Annotated in this window: 14 protein-coding genes; 12 read left to right on the top strand and 2 right to left on the bottom strand. The window is 72.0% G+C overall.

The genetic code is table 11. The features are described from left to right. Positions 1 to 499: 499 nt before the first annotated feature. The 3 genes from ACFWJX_RS05740 (at position 500) to ACFWJX_RS05750 (ending at position 6,186) form a co-directional block, all read left to right on the top strand. Complete coding sequence (locus ACFWJX_RS05740) at positions 500 to 769, top strand: WhiB family transcriptional regulator (RefSeq protein ID WP_020128551.1); 270 nt, start codon at positions 500 to 502, stop codon at positions 767 to 769. Between the two features lie 168 nt (positions 770 to 937). After that, a complete protein-coding gene (locus ACFWJX_RS05745; RefSeq protein WP_383237272.1) occupies positions 938 to 4,600 on the top strand; it encodes a glycosyltransferase in 3,663 nt (1,220 codons plus the stop codon). Continuing rightward, on the top strand, positions 4,597 to 6,186 hold the full coding sequence (locus ACFWJX_RS05750) for a DUF5719 family protein (RefSeq protein ID WP_383237275.1): 1,590 nt from the start codon (positions 4,597 to 4,599) through the stop codon (positions 6,184 to 6,186). The genes ACFWJX_RS05745 and ACFWJX_RS05750 overlap by 4 nt, the downstream gene beginning before the upstream one ends. Positions 6,187 to 6,215: 29 nt before the next feature. Here ACFWJX_RS05750 and ACFWJX_RS05755 read toward each other — a convergent pair whose 3' ends face one another. Next, a complete protein-coding gene (locus ACFWJX_RS05755; protein WP_383237278.1) occupies positions 6,216 to 6,665 on the bottom strand; it encodes a metallopeptidase family protein in 450 nt (149 codons plus the stop codon). A 306-nt stretch (positions 6,666 to 6,971) separates the two neighbouring features. Here ACFWJX_RS05755 and ACFWJX_RS05760 point away from each other — a divergent pair, with 306 nt between their 5' ends. The 8 genes from ACFWJX_RS05760 to ACFWJX_RS05795 all read left to right on the top strand — a co-directional run bounded on the left by ACFWJX_RS05760 (position 6,972) and on the right by ACFWJX_RS05795 (position 15,786). Next, positions 6,972 to 7,394 (top strand): DUF3499 domain-containing protein, encoded by a 423-nt coding sequence (locus ACFWJX_RS05760; protein ID WP_383237281.1) that lies wholly within the window; start codon positions 6,972 to 6,974, stop codon positions 7,392 to 7,394. Between the two features lie 209 nt (positions 7,395 to 7,603). Then, on the top strand, positions 7,604 to 8,968 hold the full coding sequence (locus tag ACFWJX_RS05765; RefSeq protein ID WP_383237284.1) for a phosphomannomutase/phosphoglucomutase: 1,365 nt from the start codon (positions 7,604 to 7,606) through the stop codon (positions 8,966 to 8,968). 251 nt (positions 8,969 to 9,219) lie between these two features. Continuing rightward, positions 9,220 to 9,390 (top strand): Trm112 family protein, encoded by a 171-nt coding sequence (locus ACFWJX_RS05770; protein ID WP_383237287.1) that lies wholly within the window; start codon positions 9,220 to 9,222, stop codon positions 9,388 to 9,390. A gap of 140 nt (positions 9,391 to 9,530) precedes the next feature. Further along, on the top strand, positions 9,531 to 10,664 hold the full coding sequence (locus tag ACFWJX_RS05775) for an SIS domain-containing protein (protein WP_383237290.1): 1,134 nt from the start codon (positions 9,531 to 9,533) through the stop codon (positions 10,662 to 10,664). Between the two features lie 211 nt (positions 10,665 to 10,875). After that, a complete protein-coding gene (gene manA, locus ACFWJX_RS05780; protein ID WP_383237293.1) occupies positions 10,876 to 12,027 on the top strand; it encodes a mannose-6-phosphate isomerase, class I in 1,152 nt (383 codons plus the stop codon). Positions 12,028 to 12,219: 192 nt separating this feature from the next. Next, positions 12,220 to 13,200: a cation diffusion facilitator family transporter gene (locus tag ACFWJX_RS05785; RefSeq protein ID WP_383237297.1), complete on the top strand. Its 981-nt coding sequence runs from the start codon at positions 12,220 to 12,222 to the stop codon at positions 13,198 to 13,200. Between the two features lie 320 nt (positions 13,201 to 13,520). After that, positions 13,521 to 14,978: an adenosylhomocysteinase gene (gene ahcY / locus ACFWJX_RS05790; RefSeq protein ID WP_383237300.1), complete on the top strand. Its 1,458-nt coding sequence runs from the start codon at positions 13,521 to 13,523 to the stop codon at positions 14,976 to 14,978. A 193-nt stretch (positions 14,979 to 15,171) separates the two neighbouring features. Continuing rightward, on the top strand, positions 15,172 to 15,786 hold the full coding sequence (locus ACFWJX_RS05795) for a hypothetical protein (protein ID WP_383237302.1): 615 nt from the start codon (positions 15,172 to 15,174) through the stop codon (positions 15,784 to 15,786). A 20-nt stretch (positions 15,787 to 15,806) separates the two neighbouring features. On the opposite strand, the gene ACFWJX_RS05800 is transcribed toward ACFWJX_RS05795, so the two are convergent. Further along, entirely contained in the window at positions 15,807 to 16,721 is a 915-nt protein-coding gene (locus tag ACFWJX_RS05800; protein WP_383237305.1) for an RDD family protein, read from the bottom strand. A 126-nt stretch (positions 16,722 to 16,847) separates the two neighbouring features. Here ACFWJX_RS05800 and ACFWJX_RS05805 point away from each other — a divergent pair, with 126 nt between their 5' ends. Then, positions 16,848 to 17,852, top strand: a complete 1,005-nt coding sequence (locus tag ACFWJX_RS05805) for a stage II sporulation protein M (protein WP_383237308.1) — start codon at positions 16,848 to 16,850, stop codon at positions 17,850 to 17,852. Positions 17,853 to 18,199: the final 347 nt, after the last annotated feature.

The raw sequence follows: 18,199 nt of genomic DNA on the forward strand, positions 1-18,199 counted from the left end.
GCGGGTCGAGGTGAGTGCCAAGTTCGCGAGCATGCCCACAAGGACAGCGGTTCACACCCTCGGTGTCAACTCGGCATCCGCCGTGCGAGACGGGTTCACCTCATCAGGTTCATCTGCGAGGCGAAAGGTTTGTCCATGTCCCCACCGGGACACATGGCGCACATGCCGGGCGCGCAGACCCGTCGCGATCCCGTGATCCGAATGTGATCCGGTTCGCTTCCGGGCGCGTGTCGGAACGAGATCGCTTCCCAGGGCGTCTTTCCCCGCGCAGGCGCTGTGCGGGGCGGGGGTCCTCCGGGGCCTTATCTGCTTGTCAAGGTTTAGGCCGATTTGAACACTTAACGCACGGCCTTGGTTCCGCAGAGTGAATAAGAGGCCCAATAGCAGATCTCGGCTTGACTCGCCCGGAGCCGCACACTTGTAATTTCACTCGTGTCGTTCAGCCGACATCGGTAACGGCCACGTCACGGGGACGCGAAAGACAGAGCGAGGGGCGCACATGACCGAGCTGGTGCAGCAACTGCTGGTCGACGTCGACGACGCGGACGAGGAACTCGGCTGGCAGGAGCGCGCACTGTGCGCCCAGACCGACCCCGAGTCCTTCTTCCCCGAGAAGGGCGGCTCCACCCGCGAGGCCAAGAAGGTCTGCCTCGCGTGTGAGGTCCGCTCCGAATGCCTCGAGTACGCCCTCGCCAACGACGAGAGATTCGGCATCTGGGGCGGCCTGTCCGAGCGGGAGCGCCGCCGACTGAAGAAGGCGGCCGTGTGAGGACGGCCTCGCCCGAGGCTTCGAACGGCCCGTCGCAGGTGGGTTATCCACAGGCGGCGGGCCGCCGTCGTGCCCAGCCGATAGTGTGGGCGCTCGTCCGAGACACCCCGCCGCCCCCACGCGGCGCAGGTGTCCACCGCAGTCCACCGAACCGGGGCCCGTACCTCGATGTCCGTGCACCAAACGGCAGGTCAACGCGACGCTGCCACTCCTGAGTTCCCGCGCCACGTGGTGACCGCGGTCCTCGTCTCCCACGACGGCGCCCGCTGGCTGCCCGACGCGCTCGCCGGGCTGCTCGGCCAGGAGCGTCCCGTCCAGTCCGCCATGGCCGCCGACACCGGCAGCGCGGACGACTCGGCCCAGCTGGTCACCGACGCCCTCGGCGCCGACCGCGTCCTGCACCTCGCCCGGCGCACCGGCTTCGGCCAGGCCGTCGAGGAGGCCAACCGCACCGCCCCGGTCCTCACCCCCGACGAACTGCCGTACCTGAAGCGCCCGAGCGGCTGGGACCCCGTCACGCGCACGTGGCGCGACGACGCCTACGACCTGCCCGACCTTCCGCACGGCGAACCCGTCCAGTGGCTGTGGCTGCTGCACGACGACTGCGCGCCCGAGCCCGAGGCCCTGGCCGAACTGCTGCGCGTCGTGGAGAACGAAGCCCAACTCGGCCGTGACGACGTCGCCGTCGTCGGCCCCAAGCTCCGCGGCTGGTACGACCGCCGCCAGCTCCTCGAGGTCGGCGTCACCATCGCCCACTCCGGCCGCCGCTGGACCGGCCTGGACCGCCGTGAACAGGACCAGGGCCAGCACGACCACGTGCGCTCCGTGCTGGCCGTGTCCACCGCCGGCATGCTCGTCCGCCGCGACGTCTTCGACGAACTCGGTGGCTTCGACCGCCGCCTGCCCCTCATGCGCGACGACATCGACCTGTGCTGGCGGGCGCACGCCGCCGGCCACCGCGTCCTCGTCGCCCCCGACGCCGTCGTCCGGCACGCCGAGGCGGCCTCCCGCGAGCGGCGCGCCGTCGACTGCGCGGGCCGCACCACGGCCTCGCCCCACAAGGTCGACAAGGCCGGCGCCGTCTACACCCTCCTCGTCAACAGCCGTACGGCCCTGCTCCCCTGGATCCTGTTCCGCCTGGTCGTCGGCACCCTCCTGCGGACCGTCGCCAACCTCATCGGCAAGGTCCCCGGACAGGCCCTCGACGAGATCCGCGGCCTGCTGGGCACCCTCCTGCGGCCCGAGCGGATCATCGCCGGGCGACGCCGCCGCGGCGGCTCCCGGATCGACAAGGACGAACTGCGCCCGCTGTTCCCGCCGCCCGGCGCGACCGTGCGGGCCACCGTGGAGCACGTCGCGGGAGACCTCTTCGGAGCCACCGACACCGAGACCACGACGGGAGCCGGCCGGCACGGCGGCGCCGTCGAGTCCGGCCCCGGCGGCGACGACGCCGACTTCCTCGAGATCGAACAGTTCGCCCGCCTCAAGCGCATCGCCCGCAAACCGGGCCCAGTGCTCTTCCTGGTGCTGCTGCTCGTCTCCCTGGTCGCCTGCCGCAACCTCCTGGGCGGCGGCGCCCTCGCCGGAGGGGCCCTGCTGCCCGCCCCGGCCGACGCCTCCGAACTGTGGTCGCGCTACCTGGACGCCTGGCACCCGGTCGGCGTCGGCGGCACCCCGTCCGCCCCGCCGTACCTCGCGGTCGTCGCCCTGTTCGCCTCCCTGCTGTTCGGCTCGACCGGCCTCGCCGTCACCGTGCTGCTGGTCTGCTCGGTGCCGCTGGCGGGCCTCGCCGCCTACTTCGCCTCCCGCCCGCTCATCGGATCGAGCCTCCTGCGCGCGTGGGGCGCCGTCGTCTACGCCTTCCTGCCCGCCGCCACCGGCGCCCTCGCGGGCGGCCGCATCGGCACCGCAGTCCTGGCCATCCTGCTGCCCCTCATCGCCCGCGCGGCCATCGCCGCGAGCGGCCTCGCCAACTCCTCCGGCACGCGCGGCAGCTGGCGCGCCACCTGGGCGTACGCCCTGCTGCTGACGATCGCCACGGCCTTCACCCCGATCGTCTGGCCCATCGCGCTGATCCTCGGCCTCGCCGTCCTCGCCGTGCGCCGCGCCGACATCCCCGCCTACGGCCTGCGTTTCCTGGTCCAGCTCGGCACCCCCCTGCTGGTCCTCGCGCCCTGGTCGCTGTCGCTGCTCCCGCTCGGCTTCTTCACCGAGGCCGGCCTGGAGTACGGCCCCTCGGCGGCCTCCGCGACCGACCTGCTGGGCATCAGCCCCGGCGGCCCCGGCACGGTCAGCGGACTGATGCTCATCGGCGTCGTCCTGGCCGCCCTGGCCGCCCTGCTGCGCACGGAGCGCCAGTGGGGAATCTGGACGGCCTGGGCGGTCGCCCTGGTCGGCCTCGTCCTCGCGGTCCTGTCCAACAGCTCGACGTGGGCCGGTCCCGCCACCCTCGTCTACGGCATCGCCCTCCTCGCCGCCGCCCTCATGGGCGCCGACGGCGCACGCACGCGTGTCGCCGAGCAGAGCTTCGGCTGGCGGCAGCCGGTCGCCGCCCTCATCGCCTTCGCCTCGGCCGCCGGCCCCCTCCTCGTCGCCGCGGGCTGGATGCTCGGCGGCGCCGACGGCCCCCTGGAGCGCCGCGACCCCGTGCAGGTGCCCGCGTTCGTCGCCGAGGAGAGCAACACCCGCGACCAGGCCCGCACCCTCGTCCTGGACAGCGACTCCGCGGCCCACGTCGGCTACATGCTGGTCCGCGGCTCCGGCGCCCGCATGGGTGACGCCGAACTCGCCGCGGCCGACGGGCAGAACGGCACGCTCGGCAAGGTCGTCGCCAACCTCGTCGCCGGCTCCGGCGCCGACCAGGCCGACCAGCTCGGCAGGTTCGCGGTGCGCTACGTCCTCGTCCACAAGGGCGCACCCCGCGAGGTCACCCGTGTCCTGGACGCCACGCCCGGCCTGTCCCGGCTCAGCCAGCAGGACGGTAGCGCCCTGTGGCGGGTGGACCAGGAGGTCTCCCGCGCGGCCATCGTCACCGCCGACGGCAAGGGCACCCCGACCGCGGTCGCCGCCGGCCCCGTCGACATCCACACCACGATTCCCGAGGGCGCCGACGGCCGGATCCTGCGCCTGGCCGACGCCGCCGCCGACGGCTGGACCGCGACCCTCGACGGCAGGCCGCTCACCCGCACCACCGTCGACGGCTGGGCCCAGGGCTTCGAACTCCCCGCCTCCGGCGGCAGGCTGGACGTCACCTACGACGACTCGTTCGGCCATACCGCCTGGCTGTGGGCGCAGGGCTTCCTCGCCCTCGTCCTGGTCGTCCTCGCCCTGCCCGGCCGCCGCCGCGACGTGGACGACGACCTACCCGAGGAGCAGTCCGTCCCCGACCGGGCCGTCGAGGGCGAGGGCCGCCGCGCCCGCCGCCTGCGCGCACAGGCCGAGTCCGAGGAGTCCGGCCAGGACGAGGACGTCCCGTCCCCTCCGCGGCCCGAGACCCCGGCCGCCGTACCGCAACAGCAGTCCTACGCCGACTGGGAAGCGCCGGCCCACCAGCCCGCCCCGTACGACGCCTACGCCGACGACCAGTACCAGGGCGCCCCGCAGCAGTACCCCGCGGGCGGCTACGACCAGACGTACGACCCCTACCAGGCAGGCCAGTACGACCCGTACGCCTACGAGGCCCGCCCCGAGGCCACCGCCGCGTACGACCAGGCGTACCAGCAGGGCTACGACCCGTCGGCGTACCAGCAGGACGGCTACGACCCCGCCTACGACCCGGCGCAGCACCCCCACGGCACCGGCAGTGAGCGCCCCGACGGGAGCCAGCAGTGAACCGCACCACCCTGTCCCTGATCGCCGGCACGGTCGCACTGGCCGCCGTCACCGGATTCGCCACCCTCAACGAGCCGGACGCGCCCGGCACGGACACCGCCGAGGCGGCCGCCGTCCTGCCCGTGGAGCGCACCGGCCTCCTCTGCCCGGCGCCGAGCGCCTCCGACCTCGCCGAGACGACGTACACGTCGTTCACGCCCGTCACCAAGGGCGCCGGAAACGGCGGCTCGGCCCAACTCCAGGCCGCGCCCCGCGAGTCGACGGACACGGCCGGCACCGAGGACGACGAGAAGACGACCGAGGACGGCAGGACCACGGACAAGCCGGACACGGACACGACGGACACCGACAAGGCGGCTGACGGCCAGAAGGCCGACGACAAGAAGACCGCCGCCAAGCCGGTCCTGACCCCCAAGGCACCCGGCACACCCGTCACCGGCGAGACCTCCGGCGCCGACGGGCCCGCGCTCGTGGGCACCGCCGAGGGCGGCTTCGCCCCCGGCTGGACGGTCCAGCAGACCACCCAGGTCACCGCCGGAAACGGTCGCGGCCTGCTCGGCGTCACCTGCACCGCCCCCGACACGGAGTTCTGGTTCCCCGGCGTCAGCACGGCTGCCGACCGCACCGACTACGTCCATCTCACCAACCCCGACGACTCCGCCGCCGTCGCCGACATCGAGCTGTACGGCAAGGACGGCGCCGTCGCGACCACCGTCGGCGAGGGCCTGACGATCCCGGCGCACTCCAGCGAGCCGATCCTGCTGTCCACCCTCACCGGCGAGAAGCAGGACGACCTGACCGTCCACGTGAACGTCCGCAGCGGCCGCGTCGGCGCCGCCGTACAGGCCCTGGACGACAAGCTCGGCGGCGACTGGCTGGCCGCGTCCACCGACCCGGCCGGCACCCTGGTCGTCCCCGGTATCCCCAAGGACGCCACCGCGGTCCGTCTGGTCGTCTTCGCCCCCGGCGACGCCGACGCCGACCTCAAGGTCCAACTCGCCTCACCCACCGGCCTGATCACCCCCGCCGGCCAGGAGACGCTGCACGTCAAGGGAGGCATGACCAGCGCGGTCGACCTGGGTGACGTCACGCGCGGGGAGGCCGGCTCACTGGTCCTGACGCCCGCCGACGGGTCGGCGCCGGTCGTCGCGGGCGTACGGGTCGTGCGCGGCAAGGGCGACAAGCAGGAATCGGCGTTCATCCCCGCCACCGGCCCGGTCGCCGCGCGGGCGTCCGTCGTCGGCAACGGCGCCAAGGACACCACCCTCTCCCTGACCGCGCCCACGGCCACCGCCAAGGTCAAGGTCACCGCGTCGGCGGGCACCGGGGGAGGCACGGCGGCCTCCAAGACGTACACGATCAAGCAGGGCACCACCCAGGACGTCCAACTCCCGGTCCCGGCGGGCCTGAAGGGCGTCTACGCCCTGACCGTGGAGAACCTCACGGCCACCCCCGTGTACGCCTCCCGGACCCTGACGGCGACGGACGGCGGCATCCCCGGCTTCACGGTCCAGACGCTGCCGGACGACCGGGGCACGGTGGCGGTCCCGGAGGCGGACGAGGACCTGACGGTGCTGCAGAAGTAGGCGCCCGGGGGAGGGGTGAGGGCGCGCCCTCAGTCCTCCCCGTAGCGCGGATCCACCGTCTCCGGAGTCAGCCCCAGCAGCTCCGCCACCTGCTCCACGACAATCTCGTGCACCAGCGCGGCCCGCTCGTCGCGCCCCTTGGTGCGGATCTCGACGGGCCGCCGGTAGACGACCACCCGCGCGCGGTGGCCGTCCCGTGCGGCCATCGTGCCCCCCAGCGGAACCGCCTCGTCGTTCCACGGCTCCCCGGCCCCGCCCAGCCGCGGCACCTCCAGCACCATGAAGTCCATGTCGGCGAGCTGCGGCCACCGCCGCTCCAGCCGGTCCACGGAGTCCTGCACCAGATCCGCGAACACCTCGGCGCGGCTCGCGGCCAGCGGTACCTGAGGGGGCGCGATCGGCCCGCGCATGCCCCGTCCGTGGCGATCACGACGACGAGGGCCGGGGGCTGCGGCACGGGGCGGTACGGAGCTGTCCATCACTACTGAAGCGTAGTCCCCGCCGCCACCGGCCGCCCGGCTCCACGCGGCACCACGGACACCGCCCGGCCACTCCGCTCCGCATGTCGCCGGCATGTCGCAGGATGACCATTCCGGCCAAGGTCCGGCTCGATTCCATATCTCTCCGAGACCGCCGAACTCGCGGCAATTGATGGTGTTTGTGCGCGTCGATGACCGGACCCGGACACCTTCCTCACCCTCAGGACTGGTGTTCGCGCAGGTCAGCGGGGTATGACTGGAGTGGCCTGTGGGGCGTTTCACAACACGACACGGTGGAGTGACCTGGTGGAGAGTCGTCGCGGCCCGCTCAAGAGTGCGGTACCGTCCAACGTCGTGAGCCCTGTACGTCGCTGTTCGCGAACCGCCTGCGGCCGACCCGCCGTCGCGACGCTGACGTACGTCTATGCCGACTCGACCGCCGTCCTCGGCCCGCTCGCCACCTACGCCGAACCCCACTGCTACGACCTCTGCGCCGAGCACTCCGAGCGTCTCACCGCCCCGCGCGGCTGGGAAGTCGTCCGGCTCCTCGACGGTTCGGCGCCCGCCCGCCCCAGTGGCGACGACCTGGAAGCGCTTGCCAACGCCGTCCGCGAGGCCGCCCGCCCGCAGGGACGTGCGGCCGGCGCCGGCGGCGCGAGCCGCGGGGCGGACCCCATGGAGGTCGCCCGCCGCGGCCACCTGAGGGTCCTGCGCTCACCCGACAACTGACCCGCCCGGTACCGCCGTTCGTCCGCCGCACGGCCAGGACGTGCCGCCGCGACGGCCGGAACCGGACCCAATGCTTCCATCGGCGCGGCTCCGACCTCAGGTCACGGCGCACGTCACCTCTCCGGGTCGGACTCGACGGACCCACGGCGACCCGTCGGTCGCGCCGGGTAGTTTGTGGTGACTGACAGGACTTTCAGGAAGGTTTGGCCGTGGCTGCTGATCTGTCGCAGATCGTGAAGGCTTACGACGTACGCGGGGTGGTCCCGGATCAGTGGGACGAGTCGCTGGCCGAGCTGTTCGGGGCTGCCTTCGCCCAGGTGACCGACGCCGAGGCGATCGTCGTCGGCCACGACATGCGCCCCTCGTCCCCCGGCCTGTCCGGCGCCTTCGCCCGCGGCGCTGCCGCCCGCGGCGTGCACGTCACCGAGATCGGCCTGTGCTCGACGGACCAGCTGTACTACGCCTCGGGCGCACTGAACCTGCCGGGCGCGATGTTCACCGCCTCGCACAACCCCGCGCAGTACAACGGCATCAAGCTGTGCCGCGCCGGCGCCGCCCCGGTGGGCCAGGACACCGGCCTCGCCCAGATCCGCGAACTGGTGGAGACCTGGTCGGAGTCGACCGTCCCCGAGCCTGCCGCACAGCCCGGAACGATCACACGGGCGGACACGTTGAACGACTACGCGGCCTACCTCCGCTCCCTCGTCGACGTGACCTCCATCCGCCCCCTGAAGGTCGTCGTGGACGCGGGCAACGGCATGGGCGGACACACCGTCCCCACCGTCTTCGAGGGCCTCCCCTTGACCCTCGTCCCCATGTACTTCGAGCTGGACGGCACCTTCCCCAACCACGAGGCCAACCCCCTCGACCCCGCCAACCTCGTCGACCTCCAGAAGCGGGTCCGCGAGGAGGACGCCGACCTCGGCATCGCCTTCGACGGCGACGCCGACCGCTGCTTCGTGATCGACGAACAGGGCGACCCGGTCTCCCCGTCCGCGATCACCGCCCTCGTCGCCGCCCGCGAACTCGCCCGCCACGGCGGCAAGGGCACGGTGATCCACAACCTGATCACCTCCTGGACCGTCCCCGAGGTCGTCAAGGAGAACGGCGGCAGCCCCGTCCGCACCCGCGTCGGCCACTCCTTCATCAAGGCCGAGATGGCCCGCACCGGCGCGATCTTCGGCGGCGAACACTCCGCCCACTACTACTTCAAGGACTTCTGGAACGCCGACACCGGCATGCTGGCAGCCCTCCACGTCCTCGCGGCCCTCGGCGGCCAGGACACCCCCCTCTCCGCCCTCGTCGCCCAGTACGACCGCTACGCCGGCTCCGGCGAGATCAACTCCACGGTCCACGACCAGACGGCCAGCATCGCCACGATCAAGTCCGCCTACGGCCCCCGCCCCGACACCACCCTCGACGAACTGGACGGCCTCACGGTCACCACCCCCGACTGGTGGTTCAACGTCCGCCCCTCCAACACCGAACCCCTCCTCCGCCTCAACGCAGAGGCCCGGGACGAGGCGACGATGAGGAAGATCGTGGACGAGGTACTGGCGCTGATCAGGGGCTGAGCCGGACTCCTACAGCCCGTCCGGCGTCTGAGGACGAGGCCGTTCAGGCCGATCGGGGGTTCAGGGGGGCGGAGCCCCCTGGCGGGGTCCTGAAGGGGCAGAGCCCCTTCAGGGACGGGAAGGGAAGGGGCGGCGGGGGCGACAGACCCCCCACCTGGCCACCCCACACCCCACCCCCACCAGCGGTACCCTGACCAGGCACATCCACCCACCCACACCCCCACCCCGACCTCACCTCGAAGGGACACCCCATGCCGCTCGAAGCCGGCCTTCTGGAGATCCTCGCCTGCCCGGCCTGCCACGCCCCCCTCAAGGAGCAGGACACCGAGCTGATCTGCACAGGCCAGGACTGCGGCCTGGCGTACCCGGTCCGCGACGACATCCCCGTCCTCCTCATCGACGAGGCCCGCCGCCCCGCGTAACGCCGCCCACCGCGCAGTACGGGCCGAAGCCGCACGAGGGCGACGCGCACGCGAGGTGACCCGCCGCGAGGCGACCCCACCGGCCGACCGCGCAGCGCCCCCGCACACCGACGACCACAGGCGATCGGAGACCTGACGCCATGCTCGACGAATCGCTGCTCGACACGCCGGAGGCCCTGGCCGAGGCAGACCACCGCGCCCTCCTGCGCGGAGCGGCCGAGGCAGGCGCCCGCGTCCGGACCGCCGCCCGGCACGCCACCGAGGCCGGTGTGCACGAGCTGAAACCGGACGGCCGCCCCCGCGCGATCCTCCTCGCGGGCCCCGGCGCCGCCGCCACCTGCGTCGCCGACCTCCTCGGCACCCTCGCCGGCGCCGCCTGCCCGGTCACCCGCCTCGCGCCCGCCGGAGTCGCCCCCGCCGCGGGCGCCCTGCGCTGGGAACTCCCCGGCTGGGCCGGCTCCGTCGACCTCCTCATCATCACCACCCCCGACGGCAGCGAGCCCGGCCTCTCCCTCCTCGTCGAGCAGGCCTACCGCCGCGGCTGCACGGTCGTCGCCGTAGCCCCCGCCGGCTCCCCGCTCGCCGACGCGGCAGGCGCGGCGCACGGCCTGTTCGTCCCGATGGCGACCGCCCCGTACGAGCAGGACGAGCAGCCCCCCGTGGCGGCCTCCGCCCCCGGAGTCCTGTGGGCGCTCCTCACCCCCCTCCTCGCGCTCCTGGACCGCATCGCCCTGCTCTCCGCCCCGCCCGAGGAACTCGAGAGGGTCGCCGACCGCCTCGATCACATCGCCGAACGCTGCGGCCCGGCCATCGCGACCTACAGCAACCCCGCGAAGACCCTCGCCGCCGAACTCGCCGACTCCCTCCCCGTGATCTGGACGGAAGGCACCTCCGCCGGCCCCGCCGGCCGCCGCTTCGCCGCCGCACTCGCCGAACTCGCCGGCCGCCCCTCCCTCGTGGCCGAACTCCCCGAAGCCCTCGCCGCACACAACGCCCTGCTCGCGGGCCCGCTCGCCGCCGGCGCCGACCCGGACGACTTCTTCCGCGACCGCGTCGAGGAAGCGCCCGCCCTGCACGCGCGCGTGGTGCTGCTGCGCGACCGCCCGATCGGCGGCCTCACCGCCGCCCCGGCCGCCCGCGAACTGGCCCTCAGCCACGACACGCCGATCAGCGAGCTGGAACCCGAGGCCGGCGACGAACTCGTGACCCTCGCCGAACTGATCGCCATGACGGATTTCGCCGCCGTTTACCTGGCGCTCGCCTCGGGAGCCTGATCTGACGACGACCGTCCACGCAGCCCTCGAAGCCGCAGCCCTCGAAGCCGCAGCGCCCGAAGACGCAACGGACCGCCGTCCCGGACAGCCACCGACAGCCGGCCGGCCGCCGAAGGCAACCGACCGACCGCCGGCAGCGACAAGCCGACCGCGGACAGCCGACAGCAGCGGCCGACCGCAGGACAGACAGAACAGGCAGGCAGACACCCGCATGGACCGCCTCGACAACACCATCCGCCCCTACGCCTGGGGTTCCCCCACCGCGATCCCGCACCTGCTCGGCGCCGAACCCACCGGCGAACCGCAGGCCGAGATGTGGATGGGCGCCCACCCCGGCGCCCCCTCCCGCACAGGCCGAGGAACCCTCGTCGAGGTCATCGAGGCCGCCCCGGAGCGGGAACTGGGCGAAAAGGCCGTCGCCAAGTTCGGCCCCCGCCTCCCCTTCCTCCTCAAACTCCTCGCCGCCGGCGCGCCCCTCTCCCTCCAGGTCCACCCCGACCTCACCCAGGCCAGGGAGGGCTACGCCGACGAGGAGCACCGCGGCATCCCGATCGACGCCCCGCACCGCAACTACAAGGACGCCAACCACAAGCCCGAACTCATCTGCGCCCTCACCGAGTTCGACGGCCTGTGCGGCTTCCGCGCCCCGGCCCGCGCCGCCGACCTGCTCGACGCCCTCGGCGTCGACTCCCTCAAGCCGTACGTCGATCTGCTGCACGCCCAGCCCGAGGAAGCGGCCCTGCGCGAGGTCCTGACGGCGATCCTCACCGCGGACCCCGACGAGATGGCCCACACGGTCGCGGCCGCCACCGCCGCCTGCGACCGCCTCGGTGGCGACCACGCCCCCTACGCCGGCCTCGCCCACCACTACCCCGGCGACCCCGGCGTCATCGCGGCGATGCTCCTCAACCACGTCCGCCTCCAGCCCGGCGAGGCCCTCTTCCTCGGCGCCGGCATCCCGCACGCCTACCTCAGCGGCCTCGGCGTCGAGATCATGGCCAACTCCGACAACGTGCTGCGCTGCGGCCTCACCCCCAAGCACGTCGACGTCCCCGAACTCCTGCGCATCGTCCGCTTCGAGTCCGGCGACCCCGGCGTCCTGCGCCCCGAGGCCGCACCGGACGGCGAAGAGGTCTACGAGACCCCCATCGACGAGTTCCGCCTCTCCCGCTACGTCCTCCCCGACGGCGCCGCCGCCCACGACCTCACCCTGACGACCCCGCAGATCCTGCTCTGCACGGCCGGCACCGTACGGGCCGGCGAGCACACCCTGACACCCGGTCGGTCCGTCTTCGTCCCCGCAGGCGAAAAGGCCGAAGTGTCCGGAACGGGCACCGTTTTCAGAGCCACCGTCATCGCCTGACGCGTTGCAGCGGCCCGTCCGGGCACCCGCACCACGGGCCGGGCTGCAACAATGACCCACCGCAAAGGACGGGCAAAGCCGGAAACGGCACACCGCCCGGCCCGCACCCGCACGAGGCGACCCCGAGGCGATACGAACGAGCCCCGGGGACGACCCCGAGAACGACCCGAGGACGAAGGGACCACGCGACACATGAGCGCGTCAGGCGGCACCAAAGCGATCGTTGCGGCACTCGCCGCCAACCTTGCGATCGCGGTAGCGAAGTTCGTGGCGTTCCTCTTCAGCGGATCGTCGTCGATGCTCGCCGAGTCCGTGCACTCGCTCGCCGACTCCGGCAACCAGGCCCTGCTGCTCGTCGGAGGCAAGAAGGCCCAGCGCGAGGCCACCCCGCAACACCCCTTCGGCTACGGCCGCGAGCGCTACATCTACGCCTTCCTCGTCTCGATCGTCCTGTTCTCGGTCGGCGGCATGTTCGCCATCTACGAGGGCTACGAGAAGATCAAGCACCCGCACGACATCGACCACTGGTACTGGCCGGTCGGCGTCCTCGTCTTCGCGATCATCGCCGAAACCTTCTCCTTCCGGACGGCCATCAACGAGTCCAACACCGTGCGCGGCAAGAAGTCCTGGAAGGAATTCGTCCGCCACGCCAAGGCACCCGAGCTGCCCGTCGTCCTTCTGGAGGACCTGGGCGCACTCGTCGGCCTCATCCTCGCCCTCGGCGGCGTAGGCCTCGCACTGCTCACCGGCGACGGCGTCTGGGACGGCATCGGCACCCTCTGCATCGGCGTACTGCTCATCATCATCGCGCTCGTCCTGGCCGCCGAGACCAAGTCGCTGCTACTGGGCGAGGCGGCCGGCATCGAGCACGTCCAGAAGATCGAGGCCTCGGTCGTCGACGGAGCGACCGTGACCGGCATCATCCACATGCGCACGCTCCACCTCGGCCCCGAGGAGCTGCTCGTCGCCGCCAAGATCGCCGTACGGCACGACGGCACCGCCACCGAGATCGCCGCCGCCATCGACTCCGCCGAGTCCCGCATCCGCCAGGCCGTCCCGATCGCCCGCGTCATCTACCTCGAGCCCGACATCTACAGCGAGACCGAGGCCGCCAAGGGCCCCGACCCCCAGGCCACCCCCGGCGGCCCGGCCCACCCCCCGGCCGACCACTGACCCCCGGCCCACCCGACGGGGCCCGCCGACCACCGGCGGGCCCCGCCGCCTTTTCCGGACCAGGCGGCCAGATCGGCGCGATCTGTTCGAAGGTGGACTGGGGCCGTCCGCCGCCTCCGGTGTAGCTTGGAACGGAGCCAGACGTCGCTGCTGATGGCGGTCGGGCGGTCCCCACACGGATCGTCCGAGGGAGAGAGGGCCTCCGACGGACTGCGCTGCGCGCACGCGGGCATGCCTGTGTCCCCTTGGGGCACCCCTGTGTCCGCCGCCGCGCAGACCAGCCGCACCCAGACCTCTCCCAACCCGAGGAGCAGCTCCACATGACGACTGTCGACAACCGGCAGGATTTCAAGGTCGCCGATCTCTCCCTGGCCGAGTTCGGCCGCAAGGAGATCACTCTCGCCGAGCACGAGATGCCCGGCCTGATGTCGATCCGCCGGGAGTACGCCGAGGCCCAGCCCCTTGCCGGTGCCCGCGTCACCGGCTCTCTGCACATGACCGTTCAGACGGCCGTCCTCATCGAGACCCTGACCGCCCTCGGCGCCGAGGTCCGCTGGGCCTCGTGCAACATCTTCTCCACGCAGGACCACGCGGCCGCGGCCATCGCCGTCGGCCCGGACGGCACGCCCGACGACCCGCGGGGTGTCCCGGTCTTCGCCTGGAAGGGCGAGACGCTGGAGGAGTACTGGTGGTGCACCGAGCAGGCGCTGACCTGGCCGAACAGCCCCACCGGCGGCCCGAACATGATCCTGGACGACGGCGGTGACGCCACCATGCTCGTCCACAAGGGCGTCGAGTACGAGAAGGACGGCAAGGTCCCCTCCGTCGACACCGCCGAGAACGACGAGCACCGCGTCGTCCTGGAGCTCCTCAACCGCACCATCACCGACGGCTCGCAGAAGTGGACGCAGCTGTCGTCCGAGATCCGCGGCGTCACCGAGGAGACCACCACCGGCGTCCACCGCCTGTACGAGATGCAGCGCGACGGTGTCCTGCTGTTCCCCGCGATCAACGTCAACGACGCCGTCACCAAGTCGAAGTTCGACAACAAGTACGGCTGCCGCCACTCCCTGATCGACGGCATCAACCGGGCGACCGACGTCCTCATCGGCGGCAAGACAGCGGTCGTCTGCGGCTACGGCGACGTCGGCAAGGGCTGCGCCGAGTCGCTGCGCGGCCAGGGTGCCCGCGTCGTCATCACCGAGATCGACCCCATCTGCGCCCTGCAGGCGGCGATGGACGGCTACCAGGTCACGACCCTCGACGAGGTCGTCGAGCAGGCCGACATCTTCATCACCACGACCGGCAACAAGGACATCATCATGGCCTCCGACATGGCCCGGATGAAGCACCAGGCCATCGTCGGCAACATCGGCCACTTCGACAACGAGATCGACATGGCCGGCCTCGCCGACACCCCCGGCATTGTCAAGGACGAGATCAAGCCGCAGGTCCACACCTGGACCTACCCCGATGGCAAGAAGATCATCGTCCTCTCCGAGGGCCGCCTGCTGAACCTGGGCAACGCCACCGGCCACCCGTCGTTCGTGATGTCCAACTCCTTCGCGGACCAGACCCTGGCCCAGATCGAGTTGTTCACCAAGCCGGACGAGTACCCGACCGGCGTCTACGTGCTGCCCAAGCACCTCGACGAGAAGGTCGCCCGCCTCCACCTGGACGCGCTCGGCGTGAAGCTCACGACCCTCCGCCCCGAGCAGGCCTCCTACATCGGCGTCGACGTCGACGGCCCCTACAAGTCGGACCAGTACCGCTACTGAGTCCGACCCGCCCGCTGAGGAGCACGCCCGTACACGGACGCACTCCCCAGCACCAGGTCCTCCGAGACAGGCCCCCGCACCCCCGTGTCGGGGGCCTGCCCCGTCGGTCTCCGCCCGGACCGGCCGTCACCAGCACCGGCCCGGCACGCCCAGGTGACCGGACCGGACCAGCCCGTCACACCCCAGGACCCCCATGCCCCGCGGCCGCTATTCGCTCCACGATCCGCACGATCACACCCCCCTCGCCCACGAGCACTTCCAATGCGCCCCCGGCCCCTCCGGCTGGCGCTACGTCTCCCGCCTGACCACCCCCACCGGCGATCACCACGGCTCCGTCGACCTCACCCTCGACGCCCTCGGACGCCCCCTCCGCCTCGAACTCCACGCGAGCGACTGGCAGGTACGCGGCGCAGCCCTTGAGGGAGTCACCTGGGTCCGCACCGACCCCACCGGCAGCCACGCCACAGAAGGCAACGTCCCCGCCCACGCCTTCACCGGCACCTCCCCCGCATTCCTCATCGCCACCACCCGCCTGCTGCGCCTCACCCCCTCCGCGGCCGCCACCCGCGTACGCCTCGTCGCCTTCACCGACCCGGTCCTCGCCCCGCGCACCGTGGACCAGTCCTGGGCCTTGCTGAAAAGAGAAGCACACACCACTGACAACGGACCCCTGACCGTGGACGAATACCAGGTCACAGCCCTGGACACCGGCGAGCAGCACAGCGTGCACATCGCCGGGGACGTCGTCCTCGCAGCGCCCGGCGTCGAGCTGGAAGACCTCGAATCGCCCCCGTCGACGTTCGACTGACCCCAACCGAACCAGAACCGCTACGCGGGCGGAACGAACCCGGTGGCAGGCCGCTCGCCCGACGGCCGCTCCACCGGCACCACCGGATCGGCCCCGACACCCCCCTGCACAACCGGCGGACCCGGAACCGGACCGACCGGCCCAACCGACCGACCCGGCCAGGCCGCCCCCTGCCCCGCCACCGGACCACCCCCGAACGTCCGCCGCGCCTCCCGCACCTGCCGCTCCTGCACCACCGCGGCCAGATACGCGGCCGGCGGCACCCCCGGCGGCACCGCGGCCCCCGTACGTTCCGCCAGGTCACCGGCCAACCGCTCCGCCATCGCCTGCCCCACCTGCGGATCCAACTGGTTCATCCGCCCCAGGTACTGCCGGACCCCCAACCACAGCCCGTCCGGCACCGCCGACAGGTCGAGCCCGGAGAACCTCCCGGCCAGCCACGGCGGCGGAGGCGGCGCAAACCCCATCCGCGCCGCAGGCACCCGCTCCCGCACCACCAGCGTCCCCGCGAACACATCACCCAGCCGACGCCCCCGCGCCGACACCAGCGAGGCGACACACGCCACCACCCCGGCCGTCAGCAGGATCTCCACCACCCCGAGCGCACCCCGCACCAGCGCATGCCGGAACCGGATCGGCCCCCCGTCATCCCGCACCACCCGCAGCCCGCACGCCGCCTTCCCGAGCGAGCGCCCATGGCTGAGGGTCTCCACCGCGATCGGACCGCCCACCAGAACCAGCAGAAACGTGGCGATCGACACCGCGGTCCGCGCCGCCTCGTCCAGCGACGCCGTCGCCATCAGCAGCGCCACACTCACCGCCACATAGGCCACCAGGGCCACGGTCAGATCAAGCAACGTGGCCAGTGCCCTGCTGGGCAGCCTGGCCGGCTGAAGCTCCAGTGCCACCGCCTCACCCGTCACCAGCTCACTCACACCCGCGCCCCTTCCCTGACCTGCCCCGACACCGGCCAGTCTGCCAAGCTGAAGGCACATCGCGCCGCAGTACGACAAGCTGACCCGACCCGTCCCCCGACGAACAGCCGAGGAGCAGGCACCCCGATGGACCTCGACGTCTTCGTCTCCGCCCACCGAGCCGAATGGGACCGCCTCGACGCCCTCCTGCGCCGCCGCAACCTCACGGGTACCGAGGCCGACGAACTCGTCACCCTCTACCAGCGCACCGCGACCCACCTCTCTCTGATCCAGTCGAGCGCTCCCGACCCACAGCTCACCGGCCGGCTCAGCCAACTGGTGGCACGCGCGCGCAGCGCCGTGACGGGGACCCGCCGAGCCTCCTGGCGTGACGTCACCCGCTTCCTCACCCAGAGCTTTCCCGCCGCGGTGTACCGCTCCCGGCGCTGGTGGGTCCCCACGGCCCTCGCCTCCACCGCGCTCGCGGCGCTCCTGGGCTGGTGGATCGGCACCCACCCGGAAGTCCAGTCCTCCATAGGGGCCCCGGACGAACTGGACGCGCTGACCCGCCCCGGCGGCCAGTACGAGACGTACTACTCCAGCCACCCCGCAGCGTCCTTCGCCGCCCAGGTCTGGACGAACAACGCCCAGGCAGCCGCGATGTGCCTGGTCCTGGGTGTCTTCCTGTGCGTCCCCGTCCTCTGGATCCTGTTCCAGAACATGCTCAATCTCGGCATCGGAATCGGCCTCATGTCCTCGGCGGGTCGGCTCGACACCTTCCTCGGCCTCGTCCTCCCGCACGGCCTGCTCGAACTGACCGCGGTCTTCGTGGCCGCCGGCACCGGCCTACGTCTTGGCTGGACCGTCATCGACCCAGGCCCACGCACCCGCCGCACTGCCCTGGCCGAGGAAGGCCGAGCCGCCCTCGGCATGGCCATCGGCCTGGCCCTGGTCCTCTTCGTCTCAGGCGCCATCGAAGGCTTCGTCACCCCGTCGGGCCTGCCCACCTGGGCCCGCATCACGATCGGCATCACAGCCGAGCTGGCCTTCCTCGCCTACGTCTATGTCCTGGGCGGAAGAGCCGCCCGCACCGGCGACACGGGCGACGTCGAAGCGGCCGAACGCAGCGCCACGGTGCCGACGGCCGCCTGATGTGCATGTACGGCGGGTGAACTGCTAGTCTCCTCTTCGCCCCACGGGAGCCGTTGACACGGGTCGCGCGGGGAGGTAGATTCGAACAGTTGCCTGGACTGGACTGAACCGGTCGGCGGCAGGGTTAGTATCTATAAAGCCTCTCGGAACTGGATTCCGCAGAAGCACCCGATGAATCGGAAATGAGCGGCCGGTCAGACCGGCCCGGAAGTTCTGATAAAGTCGGAACCGCCGGAAAGGGAAACCGCGAAGCAAAAGCGGGAACCTGGAAAGCACCGAGGAAATCGGATCGGGAAACGGTCTGATAGAGTCGGAAACGCAAGACCGAAGGGAAGCGCCCGGAGGAA

Origin of the sequence: Streptomyces sp. NPDC058335 (genome assembly GCF_042723915.1) — a bacterium.
GTDB lineage: Bacteria > Actinomycetota > Actinomycetes > Streptomycetales > Streptomycetaceae > Streptomyces.

Coding starts and splice junctions, on each gene's coding strand:
- ACFWJX_RS05785 (WP_383237297.1), top strand. CDS start 12,220: ATGAGCGCGTCAGGCGGCACCAAAGCGATCGTTGCGGCACTCGCCGCC.
- ACFWJX_RS05755 (WP_383237278.1), bottom strand. CDS start 6,665: ATGGACAGCTCCGTACCGCCCCGTGCCGCAGCCCCCGGCCCTCGTCGT.
- ACFWJX_RS05775 (WP_383237290.1), top strand. CDS start 9,531: ATGCTCGACGAATCGCTGCTCGACACGCCGGAGGCCCTGGCCGAGGCA.
- ACFWJX_RS05795 (WP_383237302.1), top strand. CDS start 15,172: ATGCCCCGCGGCCGCTATTCGCTCCACGATCCGCACGATCACACCCCC.
- ahcY (WP_383237300.1), top strand. CDS start 13,521: ATGACGACTGTCGACAACCGGCAGGATTTCAAGGTCGCCGATCTCTCC.
- ACFWJX_RS05805 (WP_383237308.1), top strand. CDS start 16,848: ATGGACCTCGACGTCTTCGTCTCCGCCCACCGAGCCGAATGGGACCGC.
- ACFWJX_RS05740 (WP_020128551.1), top strand. CDS start 500: ATGACCGAGCTGGTGCAGCAACTGCTGGTCGACGTCGACGACGCGGAC.
- manA (WP_383237293.1), top strand. CDS start 10,876: ATGGACCGCCTCGACAACACCATCCGCCCCTACGCCTGGGGTTCCCCC.
- ACFWJX_RS05770 (WP_383237287.1), top strand. CDS start 9,220: ATGCCGCTCGAAGCCGGCCTTCTGGAGATCCTCGCCTGCCCGGCCTGC.
- ACFWJX_RS05745 (WP_383237272.1), top strand. CDS start 938: ATGTCCGTGCACCAAACGGCAGGTCAACGCGACGCTGCCACTCCTGAG.